Raw genomic sequence first — 16,332 nt, forward strand, 5'->3', positions numbered from 1 at the left:
TAAGCCACAATTTTTTGCAGCGGCCGGTCAGGCTCCTGTTTGAAACTGACATCGGCATCAATGACATCCATACGCCGGATCCTGTTTTCCATTCTGCTCTCGGTCAATTTTGTGGCCGGACCGGCCGTTGCCGCCTCGGACACGTTTTCGACCGAAGAACTCCTCGCAGGTTTTCACAAGACCGTCTTCGGGCTGGAATACCGCACCTGGAGCTGGCGGCCTTATCTGGTGAAAAAATATACGGTTCCGGTGCGGTTCTACGTCCATAATCTTTCGCGCAAGAACCGCGCGGGAACCGTGAATGCCTTTGTCCGCAGCCTGGGACGCAAGATCCACGGGCTGACAACGGATTTCGCCAGCAGCGCCGACAGCGCCAATTTCCAGATCTATGTCGTCGACCGCTCGCAATACCGGGAAGTCGTTCAAAAGGATGTCTACAAGGACACGAAGATCGATCCCCCGGGCCGATGCCTTGTCAGGGTCGTATCCGGGTCCCGGGCATCAAGCGATCTGCCGCCGTCATCGTCTCCGACGAAGGCGAATTTCTGTTCCACCGTTGCCTGGTCGAAGAGGTCCTTCAGGGGCTCGGCCCCATGAACGACGACGATACGCTGATCCATTCGGTCTTTAACGATCGGTCGCATCACAGCCGGTTCACGGCCTTCGACCAGATCCTTTTGAACATGCTCTACGACCCGCGGATCAAGCCGGGCATGTCGACGACCCAGCTTCAGAACATTCTGCCCCTGGTCGCCCGTGACGCCCGCCGTCGGGTAAATTAACCAGATTTTTCCGAATTTCCCTTTTGAATCATCGGTGTCGATTTCACGGTCGGCAGAGCGCCGCTGCCATTAATTATTCGTAAATCGTAAATCGAAACCGAACGCTAACCATCCTCGCAATTTCTGCGCATGGTTACGCCGCGATTCACCAATACCTATCCTTCCGTTTCTAACATGATTGCCAGTGTCTTAAGCCGCGGCCTCAAATTTGAGGCAACGCGCCGGACAGGTCTGATGATTTGTAGCGAGTCCATCGATGTACCGATCTATTCCATTGGCAGTCCTGATTGCCCTTGCCCCCGTTTGCGAGCCGGCGTTCGCCGGTAACATCGGCCGCGCGGCACCGCCGCCGCTGGTGCTCAGCCCGAACCTGACCGAGCCCTGGATCCTGCAGCTTCAGCCACAGCGCCAGCGGCAAATGCAGAGGCGCCAGGCCCAGCCGCCCAGAACACGCAACTGGCTGTTCGGCGGACATCCGCAAACGGCATCCCGCCGGCAGACCGCGTCGGTACAGACGGCCACGCGCCAGCAGCCGCGGCAGATCTCTCCCAATTTCCTGCCGACGATCGTGGATTACAACGGCCCCTACAAGCCGGGCACGATCATCATCAATACCGAGCAGCGTTATCTCTACCTGGTACAGCGGGACGGGACCGCGCGCCGTTACGGTGTCGGTGTCGGCAAGCCCGGGTTCGAGTGGGCAGGCACCCACAAGATCACGCGCAAGGCCGAATGGCCCGACTGGCGCCCTCCGAAAGAAATGCTTCAGCGCCGCCCGGACCTGCCGACCTTCATGGAAGGCGGGCCGCAAAACCCTCTTGGTGCGCGTGCGCTTTATCTCGGCTCGTCGCTTTATCGCATTCACGGCTCCAACCAGCCATGGACGATCGGCCATGCCGTATCGTCAGGGTGCATCCGCATGCGCAACCAGGATGTCGAAGATCTTTATGAACGCGTCGGTGTCGGCACCGAGGTGCACGTGATCTGAGGTCGATTACAGCACAACGTTTTCTACCCGCTACCCTTTCCATCGTCATCCCGGCCAAGCGAAGCGCGAGCCGGGACCGGAGAGGCCCCGGGCTAACGACGTCGGCGGGTTTGCCCTTACAAAGACCTTGGCTCTCCGGTCCCGGATCTCCGCTGACGCTTCGTCCGGGATGACGAAATCGGGTTTTGTGATTTAGCTCAGACCGCGAACGACAGGCGGTGCGGGCGGTCGAAATAATCCTGAAACAGGGCACGCCATTGCGCCTTGTCGCCGGTCCATTCGCTGTGGTCGGGTTGAAGGACTGTCAGTTCAGGATGGGTGATGCCACCGTGGCGATCCGGATAACTGACCACGAGATACTCGCAAGCCCTGCCGAGAAACCGGTCGACTGCCGTCTGCAAGCGGTTCATCTCACCGGCATGAAAGGCGATGGACCCCATTTCGGTTTCGACTGCCACCTCGGTCAGATTGTTCTGGCTGTTGGAAATGACGAAGACGACACGACGGCGGTTCGCGAGGTCCGCGAACTTATCCCTCAAGTACCCGAAGCGCGACAGCTCCTCATCGATATGCGCATCAATATCGGCATCTTCGTCTTCCACGCGGAAATGGTGCAGAAACCGGATCCCGTAGGGCAGCCATGTCGGATGCCCCGGTCCGGGCTCGATCTGATCCCGTGTAAAGAGCGGAAAGTCATCCTCAAACAGGGCGGCCATCCCACCCACCGGCGTAATGAGCCCATCGAAGAAATGCCGCTCCCGCTCGAAGGGTTCTCCCAGCGCACCGCTGAGGACATCCAGACTGGTGCGGATCTGGCGCGAACTCTGGCACGACATTCCGAGGCTGATTATGGCTGTATGGCTGCTTCCGGCCGACACGACTTCCACCTGATTTTCCGACCCGCTCAATATGGAGGCGCCAGCCGCAGATTTCAAAATGTCGACCGGACAGTGCGGTCCGCGCAGATACAGGCGGCTACAGTCGGTAGACCTGTTCCAGCCCTTCCGGCACCGGCCCGCCGTAGACCCAATCCAAAAGTTCCGCCGTGTGCACGATCGGCAGGTCCGTTCCCATCCCGATCTGCGTCATGCAGCCGATGTTGCTCTCGTGGCGACCAGATCCGGCGCTGTCTTTTCAATGTTGGCGACCTTGCGGTCCCGCAGCTTCCCGGCCAGCTCGGGCTGCAGGATGTTGTAGGTGCCAGCCGAACCGCAGCACAGGTGGCCTTCCGGGACATCTTTGACGACAAAGCCTGCCACCTTCAGCAAATCCTTGGGCTCACGGGTGATCTTACTGGCCATGCTGCATCGAACAGGCGGAGTGATAGGCAACCGTCAGGTTCGGAGCGAAGGCCGGCTCGCCCAGTTCGACCCCGGAAAGGAATTCGGTGATGTCCTTCGTCAGCGCGGACACCCGTTCCGCCTTTTCGGCGTAAGCGGGATCCTCGCGCAGCATGAAACCGTAGTCCTTGACCGTGGTGCCACAGCCGGACGCCGTGATCAGGATCGCATCGAGCCCCTCGCCCTTAATCTCGCGGGTCCAGGCATCCACATTGCGCCGGGCATTCTCAAGCGCGGCCTCTTCCTTGCCCATGTGATGCACCAGCGCGCCGCAGCAGCCCTCACCCTCCGGCAGGACGATCTCGTAGCCGGCACGCTGCAACAGGCGGATCGTCGCCTCGTTGATCGACGGCTTCAGGACAGGTTGGGCGCAACCAGACAGGATCGCGACCCGCCCCTTCCGCTGGCCCGTCTCCGCGGGAAAGCATGCCGGCCCCGCCATATGCGAGACCCCGGCGGCCTTCGCCGGTGCCAGTTCCAGCATGGCGCCCATCTTCGCGAAGGATCCGCCGAAGGATTTCAGAAGACCGGCCATGGGCCGCGCGAAGAACGCGCCGACCAGCGCCAGCCGGAACCGGCCCGGATAAGGCAGGACGAAGGCAAGCAGTTCTCGAAGCACCCGGTCGGCCAGGGGCCGCTTGTAGGTCCTGTCGATATGTGCCCGGGCATGGTCGACCAGATGCATGTAATGCACTCCGGACGGACAGGTCGTCATGCAGGACAGGCACGACAGGCAGCGGTCGATATGCTTGACGATCCGGGCATCCGCCGGCCGGCTGTTTTCCAGCATGTCCTTGATGAGGTAGATCCGCCCGCGGGGACTGTCGAGTTCGTCGCCCAGCAGTGTGAAGGTCGGGCAGGTCGCGGTACAGAAACCGCAATGGACGCATTTGCGCAGGATCTTTTCGGATTCCGCGACAGCACTGTCAGATAACTGCTCGGCGGTGAAATTGGTCTGCATGCGTCCTCGGTTTCGTCAATCGGCCGTCAATCCGGCCCACGCGACCGGCCTGTCGTGTCACTGCCGGCGGCGATCCTCTCCCTTTGTCATCAGACCTATAGCAGATGCTTGAGCCGCAACGAACCCGATCTCCCGCACAGGACTTTCGAAATTCCGCGAAAAGTTCACAGCTCGATGAACGGAATTTGAACGACGGTTTCAGGCACCATTCAAGGTAGCACCCCCATATGTCCTCCCGTGGGTTTGATTAAGACATACTTTTGGAGACACATTATGCAGACGAAAACACTTTTCCGGACCGCCCTGACCGCAGCAGCGCTACTGACCATGACCTCCGCAGGTTTTGCCAAGGACTGGGTAGAAAAGGTCAGCGTCAAGCAGGACGGCATCGACGTGAAGGTCATCGAGGTTTCCGCCGACGCAAACGGCTACACCAAGATCAAGACACCCAGCCACCGGTTCCTTTTGAACCTCTATGCCAAGGCCACCAACGGCGAACGCATTGTCGCCATGAAGCTCGGTGCTTTCCATAACGTGCTTTATTTCGAAGGCAGCGGGACCTCCTGGAACAAGAGCTTTGCGCACAGAGATGTCGGTTCCGGTTCCAAGCGGACCGTCAGCATCGGCTACAAGCCGGACATCCCGCTGCAGAAGCTTTCCTGGCACGGGTCCGATCCGAAGAAGCAGTGCGAACTGAATCTCAAGAACCAGATGAAAAAGGGCCTGTCGAAGACAGACGTCCTGTCGAAAGACTGGACGGTGAAGGCCCGTGCCTATTTCGAACTCGACGCGGTCGCCGCACACAAGAAGGCTGCGGAAAACAACAAGTGGAGCCTCAAGAACACCGCCAACCAGCGCGGTGGCATGACCTATGACCTGACCGTCAAGTGCAACGCCGGCCTGAAGAAGGCCCCGCCGCGCGCCTGATCCGGTCCGTTACCGCCTGACCGTTATTTTAAAAAAGCGCCGGGGAAGCGAATTGCTCCCCGGCGCTTTTCATCCGCGATATCGAGAGTTCAGGGAACCATCCGTCCAGGATTGAGAATCCCGTGCGGATCGAACTGCTCCTTGACCCGGCGGGCCAGGGCCGCAAGCGCATCCGGCTGCGGCTGGAAGACGGGAACGGATGCCCGCACCGGGGCGTCGGCCCGCACAAGCGTCGCGTGACCGCCGCCGCAATCGGCGACTGCCGACCGGATCGGTACATCGTGAACCTCGCCGTCGAGACAGTTCAGCCAGACAAGCCCTCCGGACCAGTCGTAAAACGCCTGCAGGTCCAGCTTGTCCCGCAATCGCGCGACCAGCTCTGCGCCAGAGGCCGGCGAAACGGAAATGCGCCAGACCGGCGTTTTGGCGCCGGCGAACGGCATCACGTCACGGATCCTCGCCCACAGGGCTGTCGATTCGTTGTTTTCGACGCGGCTGGGCGCGCCGAAAGGTGCAAGCAGCTTCCTCAAAGTGTCGAACCGGTAGTCGACCGAGGTCGCGAAGCCTTCCAGCCTGAGCAGCGTCCGGCTTTCTCCACCGTCAATGCCGGCTGGCAGATGGGCCGCGCCGGAGACTTCCCCCGACGACCCCATGGCCGCGCACATGGCCTTGACCGCATCCTCGTCCGACAGGCCAGCGAGGCAGAAACTCGCGCTGGTTTCCGGCTTCGGATTGACCTTCAAGGTGACGGTGGTGGCAACTGCCAGGGTTCCCCAGGATGAGCAGAGCGCACGCGGCAGATCGTAGCCGGTGACGTTTTTCACCACCCGGCCGCCGGAATTGAAGACCTCGCCGCGGCCGGAGACCGCTTCCATACCCAGAATATGATCGCGGGCAGCGCCTGCCTTGATCCGGCGCGGCCCGGAGAGATTGGCGGCCAGAACCCCGCCGATCGTTCCCCTGCCCACCGCTTCGCCCAGAAGCGGGCCGTAGTCCATCGGCTCGAACGACAGTTCCTGGCCGCTTTGAGCAACCAGCGTCTCAACGTCGGCGATCGGCGTCCCCGCCTTGACCGTAAGCACAAGTTCGGCCGGCTCGTAGACGTCCACGCCGCTCAGGTCCGACAGATCCAGCACATGGGCCGCCTGGACCGGCCGGCCGAGGGCACGCTTGGAACCCTGGCCGATGATTTCCAGCGGCGTATGCTCGGCGGCGGCCCATTTGACCGCCTCGCAGGTTTCGCGCGTGTCGCGCGGCTTCAGTGTCGCGTCCATGGCTTTTCCTAAAAACGGGGGATGTCCGGAAACGGAAGCTGTCCCTTGTGGACATGCATCTTCCCGAGCTCGGCGCAGCGGTGCAGCACCGGGAACACCTTGCCCGGGTTCAACAGGTGCTTGTCGTCGAAGGCGCATTTGACCCGCTGCTGCTGTTTCAGGTCCTCCTCGGAAAACATGTCTGTCATCAGGTCACGCTTTTCGATGCCGACCCCGTGCTCGCCGGTGAGGACACCGCCGACCTCGACGCAAAGCCGCAGGATATCCGCGCCGAAGGCTTCGGCGGCATCCAGTTCGCCCGGCTTGTTGGCGTCATAGAGAATGAGCGGGTGCAGGTTGCCGTCTCCAGCATGGAACACGTTGGCGACCCGCAATCCGTGCTTGTCAGAAAGCTCGCGCATGCGCGCCAGCACTTTCGGCAGTTCCCTGCGCGGGATCGTGCCGTCCATGCACAGATAGTCGGGTGAAATCCGGCCGACCGCCGGAAAGGCGGCCTTGCGCCCCGCCCAGAAGGTCATGCGTTCCTCTTCGCTCTCCGAAATCCGGATGTGGCCCGCCCCGTTCTTGCCCGCAATCTCCTCGACGAGGTCGATCAGATGGTGGACTTCCGCCTCCGGTCCGTCGAGTTCGACTATCAGGAGCGCCTCCACGTCCCGCGGATAGCCCGCGTGGACGAAATCCTCGGCCGCGTGAATGGCCGGCTTGTCCATCATTTCCATGCCGCCGGGAATGATACCGGCGCCGATGATATCGGCCACGCAGCGTCCGGCATCCTCGCTGGACTGGAAACCGATCAGAAGCGCCCGGGCGGTTTCGGGCTTTTGCAGGATGCGCACCGTCACTTCGGTGACAACGCCGAGCAGGCCCTCCGATCCGGTCATCAGGCCGAGCAAGTCATACCCCTCACTGTCGAGATGCTTGCCGCCCAGGCGGATCACCTCGCCGGTGATCAGCACCATTTCCAGGCCGAGCACATTGTTGGTCGTCAAGCCGTATTTAAGCGAATGCACACCGCCGGAATTTTCCGCAATGTTGCCACCGATGGAGCAGGCGATCTGGGACGAGGGATCCGGCGCGTAGTAAAAACCTTCGTGCTCGACGGCCCGGGTAATCCCGAGATTGGTGACGCCCGGTTGGACGACGACCGCACGGTTCGGATAGTCGATGTCGAGCACCCGGTTGAACTTCATCATGGACAGCAGGACGCCGTCGGCGAGCGGCAGCGCGCCGCCGGACAGCGAGGTCCCGGCACCGCGCGGCACCACCTTGACACCGTTTTCGTGGCAGTAGCGCAGGACCCGCGACACCTGGTCCACCGTCTCGGGCAGTACCACGATCAGCGGCAGCTGACGGTAGGCCGTCAAGGCATCGGTTTCATAGGGGCGCATTTCGGCTTCGTCATCGATCACCCCCTCCCCGGGCACGATGGCCTGCAGCGCTTTGACGATGTCCGCCCTGCGCGCGATGACCGCGCTATCCGGCTTCGGCATTGCGATCGCAGTCATGGCCTCTCCCTTTCCATTTCCGAACAAATATGATCTATTATTGCCGAAAAGACGTATAATCAATCCGGTTGATCGCGTCGGGATCCGGCGACTTGCCAATCCTGTCAAAAAACCGGGCCGGACGAAACGTCGACAAAGCAATAATAATCTTTCCGGGCAGTTGAAAATGAGCAATCTCACGGACATGGAGATTTTCGCCAGGGTCGTCAGCGCCGGCAGCATGTCGGCGGCGGGCCGGGAGATGTCGCTTTCCCCCGCGGTGGTTTCCAAACGGATCCGCAGGCTTGAGGACAAGCTCGGCACCCGGCTCCTGCAACGCACGACCCGCCAGATTGCCATGACCGAGGCGGGGCAAGGCTTTTACGAGCGGGTCGTGGCCATTCTTGCTTCCGTGGAAGAGGCCGAAGCGTTTGTTTCCCGCGGATCCGCTCAGGCGCGGGGCACGCTGAAGGTAGCGGCTCCGACCTCGTTCGGCCGGCTGCACATCGCGCCCTATCTCGGCAAGTTCCTGAAAGACAATCCGGACCTGTCGATCAATCTCGACCTGGGCGACGACTTCGTCGATATCGTCGGTGAGGGCTATGATCTCGCGATCCGGATTGCCGAACTGTCCGATTCCAGCCTCGTAGCGCGCAGGCTCGCCCCGGTGCACAGGATCCTGTGCGCTGCCCCCGGCTATCTGGCAGAACACGGTGAACCGGCCTCCATCGACGATCTTTTGGAAAACCATGTCTGCCTGGCGGCGGTCAATCAGGACCCGTGGCGCCTGATGGGCCCGCACGGCATCGAGACGGTGCGCACAATCGCCCCGATCCGGACCAATTCCAGCGAGGTCGTTCGCGAGTGCCTGCTGGCGGGCGTCGGCGTCGCCCTGCGCTCCACCTGGGACATCGGCCCGGAATTGCGGGACGGAAAACTCAAGATCGTCCTGCCGCAATACCGCGCGTCAAAGGATGTGGGCCTGCACGCCGTCTACCCCAGCCGGCGTTTTCTGCCGGCGAAGGTCCGCGTCTTCATCGATTTTCTCGCAGGACTATACGGCCCTTCCCCTTATTGGGACGCCGGGCTGGACGCATGGCTGGACGCTCCCGGCACAGCCAAGGCAAGCTGAAAAGTCACCCTTAGGTATCGGTTGCAAATTCGGACACGAAATGTCCCTTTTGGGATAAGCGGTTTTGCCACGAACCTGCGACATAGGCGCTCAAGTCCGGGAAAACCGAACAAGTTTTCCGGCTGCTCCCTTGCGTTGGGCTTCGTTTTTTTGTTCTAAAACTGCTATGTGATTACGTGTCTTTGAGGGAGAATGAAATGAAGCGTCTCGTAATGATTGCCGGTACGGCTCTCCTTGCCCTGACCGTAACCGCGTCGGCTGAAGGCGATGTGGACAAGGGCGAGAAGGTCTTCAAGAAGTGCAAGGCTTGCCATGCCGTTGGCCCCGATGCCAAGAACAAGGTCGGCCCGGAGCTGAACGGCATCGTCGACCGCAAGGTCGCCAGCATTGAAGACTTCAAGTACTCCCCGGCCATGAAGGAATTCGCAGAAGGCGACAAGGTGTGGGACGACGCGACCCTTCACACCTACCTGGAGAAGCCGAAGGATCTCGTCCCGAAAACCAAGATGGCCTTTGCCGGTCTGAAAAAGGATAAGGACCGCGACGACGTCATCGCCTATCTCGCCCAGTTCAACGCGGACGGCTCGACGAAGTAAGCGGTCACTCCGCAGAAAACAAAAAGGCCGGCTCCCCGCGAGCCGGCCTTTTTCCTTTGAGTTGCGTCGAATTACTTTCCCGTTTCGTCGTCGGCGCTTTCCGCGTGATGAGAGCGGATCCTGCGTACGATCAACCAGATCCCGACAACGACCACCGGCACCGCGAGCCCCGTGGTGACTTCCGGGCCGGGCATCGGAACCCCTGCCGTTTTTACGCCCTTGGCGAGGTAAGACAGCAGACCGATGACATAGTAGCTGATGGCGGCGACAGACAGGCCTTCGACCGTCTGTTGCAGCCGTAGCTGAACCCGGGCGCGCCTGTTCATGGATTCCAGCAGGCTCCGGTTCTGCTGTTCCAGATCCACATCGACACGCGTACGCAACAGCGTTGTCGCGCGCGCCAGCTTCTCAGACAGCTTTTCCTGACGCATTTCAAGCGCCTGGCAGGTGCGCATGGCCGGGCCGAGCCGACGCCCCAGAAATGCGGACATGCTCAGATCGCCTTGGGCCGCCTCTTCGCCCAGGGAGCGCAGACGGGCCAGGACGATCTCGTAATAGGCCCGGCTTGCGGCGAACCGGTAGGAGCTTGCCGCGGCCGCCGCCTCCAGGCTGGCAGCCAGCCTGGACAACTGTTCGAGCAAGGTCCTGTTTTCTTCCAGACCGGCCGTGTCCTGGATACTCTTGGTCAAGCCGACCAGTTCCGTCTCGATCGCGCCGATGTCGGATTGTCGGCTGTTCGCCTCGAACAGACCGAGCAATGCCAGGGTCCGGTACGTCTCGATTTCCAGAAGCCGTTGCACCAGGGCGCCGCACTGTACCGGCGTCATGGCTTCGTTGAAAACGACGATCCGGGTCAAGCCGTCCCCGTCCGGGCGGAAATCGGTTGCCGCAAGCCCGGTGCCGTTTTCCACCTTGAACACGGTCAGGCTTGCCGGGTCATAGTGGCTTCGCCAGTCCTCGGATGCCGGCGCCTTGCACAGATCAAGCCTGGTGGACACCAGCATCGGCCCCGGCGCCCGGAACGCAACCCCGAACGGATGCGTGACCGGCAGCGGTCCGAAAGGTTCCGAAGACGTTGCCGGGCCGTGCCATGTGTAGGTGATAAACTCGGTGTGCCATTCCCAGCTCAGCGTGCCGCCGCCGAATTCCAGAACGTGATGCCGTGCCGATTTTCCGGGCCCGGCTGCGCCCTGGCTGGCGCACAGGTCTGAAAACCACTTGTAATCGGCCGCCGCCTGTTCGGGCGTCGTGGTGAAAGCATAATGAAGGATGACGCTCGGCGCCGACAGCGGCCGAAAAGGACGGGCATGCACCTCACCCAGAACCGCCTCGCGCATGGGATGCGTTTTGAAGGCCGGTAACGGGTTCGCCCTGTCCTTCGAATTTTCGCCCATGACGTTTGCCAATCCTTCCGTCTACCAGGATGACCCCGATGATCCAGCCTGAGAATGGCTTATGGAGCGGAGCCTTGTCACGAGTTTTGGTTGGAAACGGCACGCGTTATCCCGCCGCAGGCAAAGATCCACAGGGATTTTCAACACGACGTCACAACTGAATGCAAATTCGAGAAACAATTCTCACCTAGCGAGAAATCATAATCCGTTGCCGGCAAATTTCTCAACCCGTTGTCGCACCGCAAAATTTCCACACCATCCCCGGACCTGATTTCTTGGGTCGACGCACCCTAGGGGCCACGCGTTGTGGTCCGTCCGAACGGGCGATGTCAGATGTCTCAATGGACCGACCGGTTCTATCCGGTTCTCGCATTTTATAAATGCATTCTATTATTCGCATTTTTCGAAATTGTTCTGGAACAATTTCGGTCTTTCCACGATCGCCAGACCGGCCCACTCGGACGCCAGGTAAACAGCCCACACGGATCACAACCCGACGCAGATGCGAAACAGACATTCTGCAGCGCAATATAATCATGCATAACTATTCCTCGAAAATATTGCTTAACAACTTAAACAAATAACTCAATATCCGGAAAAATCACTAGAATCCGATTTAACTCTATAAGCTTCAAAACACAGATCCTCTTGTTCTTCCTCAGGGATAATGGTTTCCTAACCCTGTTTAGGTCCGGCAAATCCATAAACAAAGCCGGTATAAACGGGAGGAAAACCATGACTGATACACTGAACAGGAGACGGTTCCTGAAAGGCAGCGCGCTTGCCGCCACAGCAACGGCAGGCACTCTTGCCGCGCCCGCCGTAGCGCGCGCCGAGCCGACCGTCCTGAAGATGCAGGCCGCCTGGGGCGGCGGCATCTTTCTTGAAAACGCCAAGTCCTACGTGGACACCGTTCATGCCATGGCCGGCAAGGATCTGAAGATCGACCTCCTGCCGGTGGACTCGGTCGTCAAGACCAGCCAGATGCAGGACGCCGTGCACCGGGGCGTGCTCGATGCGGCCCACTACGTTCCGGCCTACTGGTACTCCAAATCGAAAACCGCGTCCCTGTTCGGCACGGGCCCGTGCTTCGGCTGGTCGTCTCAGGAAGTGCTCGGCTGGGTCAATTACGGCGGTGGCCAGGAGCTGTTCGACGAACTGATGGCTTCGCTCGGTCTGAACGTCGTTTCCTTCTTCAACAGCCCGATGCCGGCACAGCCGCTCGGCTGGTTCAAGCAGCCGATCACCGACGCCGCGCAGATGAACGGCCTGAAATACCGCACGGTCGGCCTTGCCGCCGATGTGATGCTGCAGATGGGCCTTTCGGTCGTGCAGCTTCCCGGCGGTGAAATTCAGCCGGCGATGAAGTCCGGGCTGATCGACGCGGCCGAGTTCAACAACCCGACCTCCGACCGTGACTTCGGTATGCAGGACGTGTCGAAGGATTACATGCTGGCGTCGTTCCACCAAAGCCAGGAATTCTTCGAAATCACCTTCAACAAGAAGAAGTACGAGAACCTGCCGTCCGAGCTTCAGGCCGTCCTGAAGCATGCTTCGAACGCCGAGAACTCGAACTTCTACTGGCACAACACCAAGCGCTACGCGGAAGACCTCGTCAAGCTGCAGACCGAACAGGGCGTCAACGTTCATCGCACGCCGGATGCGGTCATGGCTGCTCAGCTCGATGCCTGGGATGCCGTTGTCACCCGCATTTCCGAGGAAGATCCCTTCTTCGCCAAGGTGATCGAGTCGCAGAAGAAGTATGCCAAAGAGGTGATGGGCTACCTGAACCTCAACCAGCCCGACTACAAGCTGGCCTACAAGCACTACTTCGGCTGATCCGAGCCCTTTTTGCCGGATGTTGCCGCGGGGACCCGTCACGGGCCCCCGCGCATTCCTGCCTGCAAACCGCCAGAGGCTGACGTGACAAGACTAATCTATACGATCGAAGGGCTGAGCGTCTGGGTCGGCCGGGCCTTCGGCTGGTGCATTCTCATCCTCACCCTGTCCGTTTCCTATGAAGTGTTCGTGCGCTACGTGCTGAATGCGCCGACCGTCTGGGCCTTCGACATGATGGTCCAGATGTACGGCGCCCTGTTCCTGATGTCCGGGCCCTATGCCCTGGCCCAGGACACCCATGTGCGCGGCGACGTTCTCTACCGCCTGTTTCCGGTCCGCTGGCAGGCCCGCATCGACTTCCTGCTGTACCTGCTGTTCTTCTACCCGGGCATGCTGGCGCTGTTCTGGTACGGGGCGGAAATCGCTTCCGACAGCTGGCGTTACAAGGAAGTGAGCTGGAACAGCCCGGCCCGCATCCAGATCTACTTCTTCAAGACCCTGATCCCGGTGGCCGGTTTCCTGCTGATGCTGCAGGGACTTGCCGAACTCGCACGCTGTTGGCGCGCCATGAAGACCGGGGAATGGCTACCGCGCCTGACCGACGTGAAGGAAACGGAGGACATCCTGGCCGAGGATCCCTTTGAAGACCAGCCCGCCGCCGGCCATTGACCGGACAGCATGTCTCTTTGATGAAAGTGTCCTGAGATGACGAATCCCGAAGTCGCGATCCTGATGCTGTGCCTGTTTATCCTGCTGGTGCTGCTCGGCTTTCCGATCGCCTTTACCCTTCTCGCCATGGGCGTTGCCTTCGGCTACTACGCCTATTATTCCGGTGCGGAAACCTTCGCAGACCTGTTTTCCAACAACATCTTCTATCTCCTGAACCAGAACACCTATTCGGTGATGGAAAACGACACGCTGGTCGCCATCCCGTTGTTCCTGTTCATGGGGTACGTGGTCGAACGGGCGAATATCGTCAACCGCCTGTTCTTCTCGCTGCAGATGGCCGCCCGCAACCTGCCCGGCTCCATGGCGATTGCCGCCCTGATCACCTGCGCGGTGTTTTCAACCGCATCAGGAATCGTCGGTGCCGTCGTGACGCTGATGGGACTTCTGGCCTTCCCGGCCATGGCCAATGCCAATTACAACAAGCAATTCGCCTCAGGCGTGATCTGTGCCGGCGGTACCCTCGGCATCCTGATCCCGCCCTCGATCATGCTGATCGTCTATGCGGCGATCGCCGAGCTGTCCCCGCTCCGCCTTTACGCGGCAGCGGTCTTCCCCGGGCTGATGCTCGCTGGCCTCTATATCCTCTATGTGATCGCCCGGGTTCTCCTCAATCCCAGAATTGCGCCCAAACCGCAGCAGGAAGATGTACCGCCGGTGGCGAAGATCTACACGGATCTGCTGGTTTCCTTCGTGCCGCTGACCGTGCTGATCATGCTCGTCCTCGGCTCCATCCTGGGCGGACTGGCAACGCCGGCGGAAGCAGCCGCCATGGGAGCGCTGGGAGGCCTGTTCCTGGCGTCTCTCTATCTTGGACCGACGGAAGACATCCTGAGGAAGTGCGTCACACTGAAAGACCCTGTCCCGGCCGGGCTCGCCGTGGTGTCGTTCGCAGTCTTCATCCTGACCGCCAAGGAACCGAAGCTGTGGCAGATGATCACCATTCCGGTTCTGGGCGCGCTCGCGGGCCTCTGGCTCTCGTGCCTCCGCCACGCCCACAAGGCGGTCTGGGTCCGACTGACGGAAAGCGTGTTCCTGACCGCCAAGGCAACCGCCATGGTGTGCTGGCTGTTCGTCGGCTCCTGGACCTTTGCGTCCGTGTTCTCCTATCTCGGCGGCCACGACATCATCGAACAATGGTTCCTGCACATGCAGCTTGAACCCTGGCAGTTCCTGATCCTGGTCCAGCTAATCATCTTCTTCCTCGGCTGGCCGCTGGAATGGTCCGAAATCCTGATCATCTTCGTACCGATCTTCCTGCCCATGCTCGATACGTTCAACGTCAACCCGTACTTCTTCGCAATGCTGGTAGCGCTGAACCTGCAAACCTCGTTCCTGACACCACCCATGGCCATGTCGGCCTACTATCTGAAAGGCGTGCTCAAGAAGGAGATCGAGCTGGTTGACATCTTCAAGGGCATCCTGCCGTATCTCGTGATCGTGATCTTCAGCATGGTGATGCTGCACGAGTTCCCCGCGATTGCCCTGTGGCTGCCTGATTACCTGTTCGGACCCTATATTCCATGAACCTGACACTGCCTGAAAATGACATCCTCAACCTCAGTGCCAGCGAGGCGGCCCGGAAAATCCGGGCCGGCCTTCTAACTTCGACCGACCTGGTTTCCGCCTGCCTTGAACGGATCGACGAGACCGACGGGCAGTTGAAAGCCTGGGCCCATCTGGACCGGGATAAGGCGCTGGCGGAAGCCGGCGAAATGGATGCGATCCGCCAATCGGGCCGCCCCCTCGGGGCCCTGCACGGCGTGCCGGTGGGTCTGAAGGATATCATCGACACGAAGGATTATCCGACGGAACGCGGGTCTCCGGTCTTCACAGGACGCAAGCCGGATCTGGATGCGGCCGTTGTCGAGCGCCTGCGCGATGCCGGGGCGGTGATCCTGGGCAAGACCAAGACGACCGAACTGGCCTTCGTTCATCCGGCCGACACCACCAATCCGCATAACCCGGGCCATATTCCCGGTGGATCTTCAAGCGGATCGGCAGCAGCGGTTGCCGCCCATCAGGTGCCGCTGGCGCTCGGCACACAGACCAACGGGTCGGTCATCCGCCCGGCGTCCTTCTGCGGCACCTACGGCTTCAAGCCGACCCGCGGTGTCATCTCACGCCGCGGCGTGCTAGCGACATCGGGCTCGCTCGACCAATTAGGCGTCTTTGCCCGCACCCTGGAGGACAGCGCGCTGCTGGCGGACGCGATCAAGGGCTACGACCAGACCGACGACAAGTGCTATCCGCACCCTCGGCCGGCCATGCTGGAAGGCTTTCAGGCAGAGCCGCCGGTGGCACCATCCCTGGCCTTTATCGACCTTCCCTTTGCCGATCGCCTGAGTGCGGATAGCCGGGCCGGGTTCGAGGAAATCATTTCCGCGCTCGGCGGGCGCGTGGAGCGGATCCCGGCGCCGCCCGCCTTTGCCGGTCTGGTCGAGGTGCAGCGGGTCATTCACGAATACGAGATCAGCCAGCTTCTGAAGGACACCTTCGACACGCATTGGGACAAGATCAGCGCGACGCTGAAGCCGGTGATCGAACGCGGACGATCGATTCCGGCCGCGGTCTACGAGGACGCCCTTTCGGTGGCCGAAGCGGCCGACGGTTTCTTTGCGGCCTTCTTCAAGGACTACGATGCGATCCTCAGTCCGAGCGCGGCCGGAGAAGCCCCGAAGATGGGGCCGAGCACCGGTGATCCGATATTCTGCACGATCTGGACGCTGGGCGGGTTGCCTGCGGTCTCCATGCCCCTGCTGGTCGGCGAAAATGGCCTGCCGATCGGTGTCCAGCTCATCGGTGCCGTCGAGCAGGACGACCGGTTGATGCGAACGGCCAGCTGGCTTCTCAAAACATTGAACGACGCCTGAGGCGAAACAAGGAGTT

12 protein-coding genes and 2 pseudogenes are annotated in these 16,332 nt (G+C 60.7%); 9 read left to right on the top strand and 5 right to left on the bottom strand.

The window, feature by feature from the left end:
* The first annotated feature begins 60 nt into the window (after positions 1–60).
* Both ABIN98_RS03795 and ABIN98_RS03800 read left to right on the top strand, forming a co-directional pair.
* Positions 61–782 (top strand): annotated as a pseudogene (locus ABIN98_RS03795) (DUF2927 domain-containing protein).
* Positions 783–1,038: 256 nt separating this feature from the next.
* Entirely contained in the window at positions 1,039–1,770 is a 732-nt protein-coding gene (locus ABIN98_RS03800) for a L,D-transpeptidase (RefSeq protein ID WP_346907540.1), read from the top strand.
* Positions 1,771–1,967: 197 nt separating this feature from the next.
* On the opposite strand, the gene ABIN98_RS03805 is transcribed toward ABIN98_RS03800, so the two are convergent.
* A complete protein-coding gene (locus ABIN98_RS03805) occupies positions 1,968–2,657 on the bottom strand; it encodes a hypothetical protein (RefSeq protein WP_346907542.1) in 690 nt (229 codons plus the stop codon).
* An 88-nt stretch (positions 2,658–2,745) separates the two neighbouring features.
* Positions 2,746–4,071 (bottom strand): annotated as a pseudogene (glcF, locus tag ABIN98_RS03810) (glycolate oxidase subunit GlcF).
* Positions 4,072–4,344: 273 nt separating this feature from the next.
* Between glcF and ABIN98_RS03815 the strand changes: the two are divergent.
* Positions 4,345–4,998 (top strand): hypothetical protein, encoded by a 654-nt coding sequence (locus ABIN98_RS03815; RefSeq protein ID WP_346907544.1) that lies wholly within the window; start codon positions 4,345–4,347, stop codon positions 4,996–4,998.
* Positions 4,999–5,087: 89 nt separating this feature from the next.
* On the opposite strand, the gene glcE is transcribed toward ABIN98_RS03815, so the two are convergent.
* On the bottom strand, positions 5,088–6,272 hold the full coding sequence (gene glcE, locus ABIN98_RS03820; RefSeq protein WP_346907546.1) for a glycolate oxidase subunit GlcE: 1,185 nt from the start codon (positions 6,270–6,272) through the stop codon (positions 5,088–5,090).
* Between the two features lie 8 nt (positions 6,273–6,280).
* On the bottom strand, positions 6,281–7,777 hold the full coding sequence (locus ABIN98_RS03825; protein WP_346907548.1) for an FAD-linked oxidase C-terminal domain-containing protein: 1,497 nt from the start codon (positions 7,775–7,777) through the stop codon (positions 6,281–6,283).
* Between the two features lie 166 nt (positions 7,778–7,943).
* Between ABIN98_RS03825 and ABIN98_RS03830 the strand changes: the two genes are divergently transcribed.
* On the top strand, positions 7,944–8,888 hold the full coding sequence (locus ABIN98_RS03830) for a LysR family transcriptional regulator (RefSeq protein ID WP_346907549.1): 945 nt from the start codon (positions 7,944–7,946) through the stop codon (positions 8,886–8,888).
* A 197-nt stretch (positions 8,889–9,085) separates the two neighbouring features.
* On the top strand, positions 9,086–9,484 hold the full coding sequence (locus ABIN98_RS03835; protein ID WP_346907551.1) for a cytochrome c family protein: 399 nt from the start codon (positions 9,086–9,088) through the stop codon (positions 9,482–9,484).
* Between the two features lie 71 nt (positions 9,485–9,555).
* Here ABIN98_RS03835 and ABIN98_RS03840 read toward each other — a convergent pair whose 3' ends face one another.
* Positions 9,556–10,878 carry a DUF3422 domain-containing protein gene (locus ABIN98_RS03840; RefSeq protein ID WP_346907553.1) on the bottom strand — a complete coding sequence of 441 codons (1,323 nt, stop codon included), beginning with the start codon at positions 10,876–10,878 and terminating at the stop codon, positions 9,556–9,558.
* Between the two features lie 735 nt (positions 10,879–11,613).
* Between ABIN98_RS03840 and ABIN98_RS03845 the strand changes: the two genes are divergently transcribed.
* The 4 genes from ABIN98_RS03845 to ABIN98_RS03860 all read left to right on the top strand — a co-directional run bounded on the left by ABIN98_RS03845 (position 11,614) and on the right by ABIN98_RS03860 (position 16,316).
* Positions 11,614–12,717: a TRAP transporter substrate-binding protein gene (locus ABIN98_RS03845; protein WP_346907555.1), complete on the top strand. Its 1,104-nt coding sequence runs from the start codon at positions 11,614–11,616 to the stop codon at positions 12,715–12,717.
* Between the two features lie 84 nt (positions 12,718–12,801).
* A complete protein-coding gene (locus ABIN98_RS03850; RefSeq protein WP_346907557.1) occupies positions 12,802–13,386 on the top strand; it encodes a TRAP transporter small permease subunit in 585 nt (194 codons plus the stop codon).
* A gap of 36 nt (positions 13,387–13,422) precedes the next feature.
* Complete coding sequence (locus ABIN98_RS03855) at positions 13,423–14,970, top strand: TRAP transporter large permease subunit (protein ID WP_346907558.1); 1,548 nt, start codon at positions 13,423–13,425, stop codon at positions 14,968–14,970.
* Positions 14,967–16,316, top strand: coding sequence for an amidase (locus ABIN98_RS03860; RefSeq protein ID WP_346907559.1), 1,350 nt, complete (start codon positions 14,967–14,969; stop codon positions 16,314–16,316). Before ABIN98_RS03855 ends, ABIN98_RS03860 begins: the two co-directional genes overlap by 4 nt.
* Positions 16,317–16,332: the final 16 nt, after the last annotated feature.

It is taken from the genome of uncultured Roseibium sp., assembly GCF_963675095.2.
In the GTDB taxonomy this organism is placed as follows: domain Bacteria; phylum Pseudomonadota; class Alphaproteobacteria; order Rhizobiales; family Stappiaceae; genus Roseibium.

Excerpts from the sequence above, each read along its gene's own strand:
- ABIN98_RS03800 (WP_346907540.1), top strand. The coding sequence starts at position 1,039 with ATGTACCGATCTATTCCATTGGCAGTCCTGATTGCCCTTGCCCCCGTT.
- ABIN98_RS03815 (WP_346907544.1), top strand. The coding sequence starts at position 4,345 with ATGCAGACGAAAACACTTTTCCGGACCGCCCTGACCGCAGCAGCGCTA.
- glcE (WP_346907546.1), bottom strand. The coding sequence starts at position 6,272 with ATGGACGCGACACTGAAGCCGCGCGACACGCGCGAAACCTGCGAGGCG.
- ABIN98_RS03825 (WP_346907548.1), bottom strand. The coding sequence starts at position 7,777 with ATGACTGCGATCGCAATGCCGAAGCCGGATAGCGCGGTCATCGCGCGC.
- ABIN98_RS03830 (WP_346907549.1), top strand. The coding sequence starts at position 7,944 with ATGAGCAATCTCACGGACATGGAGATTTTCGCCAGGGTCGTCAGCGCC.
- ABIN98_RS03835 (WP_346907551.1), top strand. The coding sequence starts at position 9,086 with ATGAAGCGTCTCGTAATGATTGCCGGTACGGCTCTCCTTGCCCTGACC.
- ABIN98_RS03840 (WP_346907553.1), bottom strand. The coding sequence starts at position 10,878 with ATGGGCGAAAATTCGAAGGACAGGGCGAACCCGTTACCGGCCTTCAAA.
- ABIN98_RS03845 (WP_346907555.1), top strand. The coding sequence starts at position 11,614 with ATGACTGATACACTGAACAGGAGACGGTTCCTGAAAGGCAGCGCGCTT.
- ABIN98_RS03855 (WP_346907558.1), top strand. The coding sequence starts at position 13,423 with ATGACGAATCCCGAAGTCGCGATCCTGATGCTGTGCCTGTTTATCCTG.
- ABIN98_RS03860 (WP_346907559.1), top strand. The coding sequence starts at position 14,967 with ATGAACCTGACACTGCCTGAAAATGACATCCTCAACCTCAGTGCCAGC.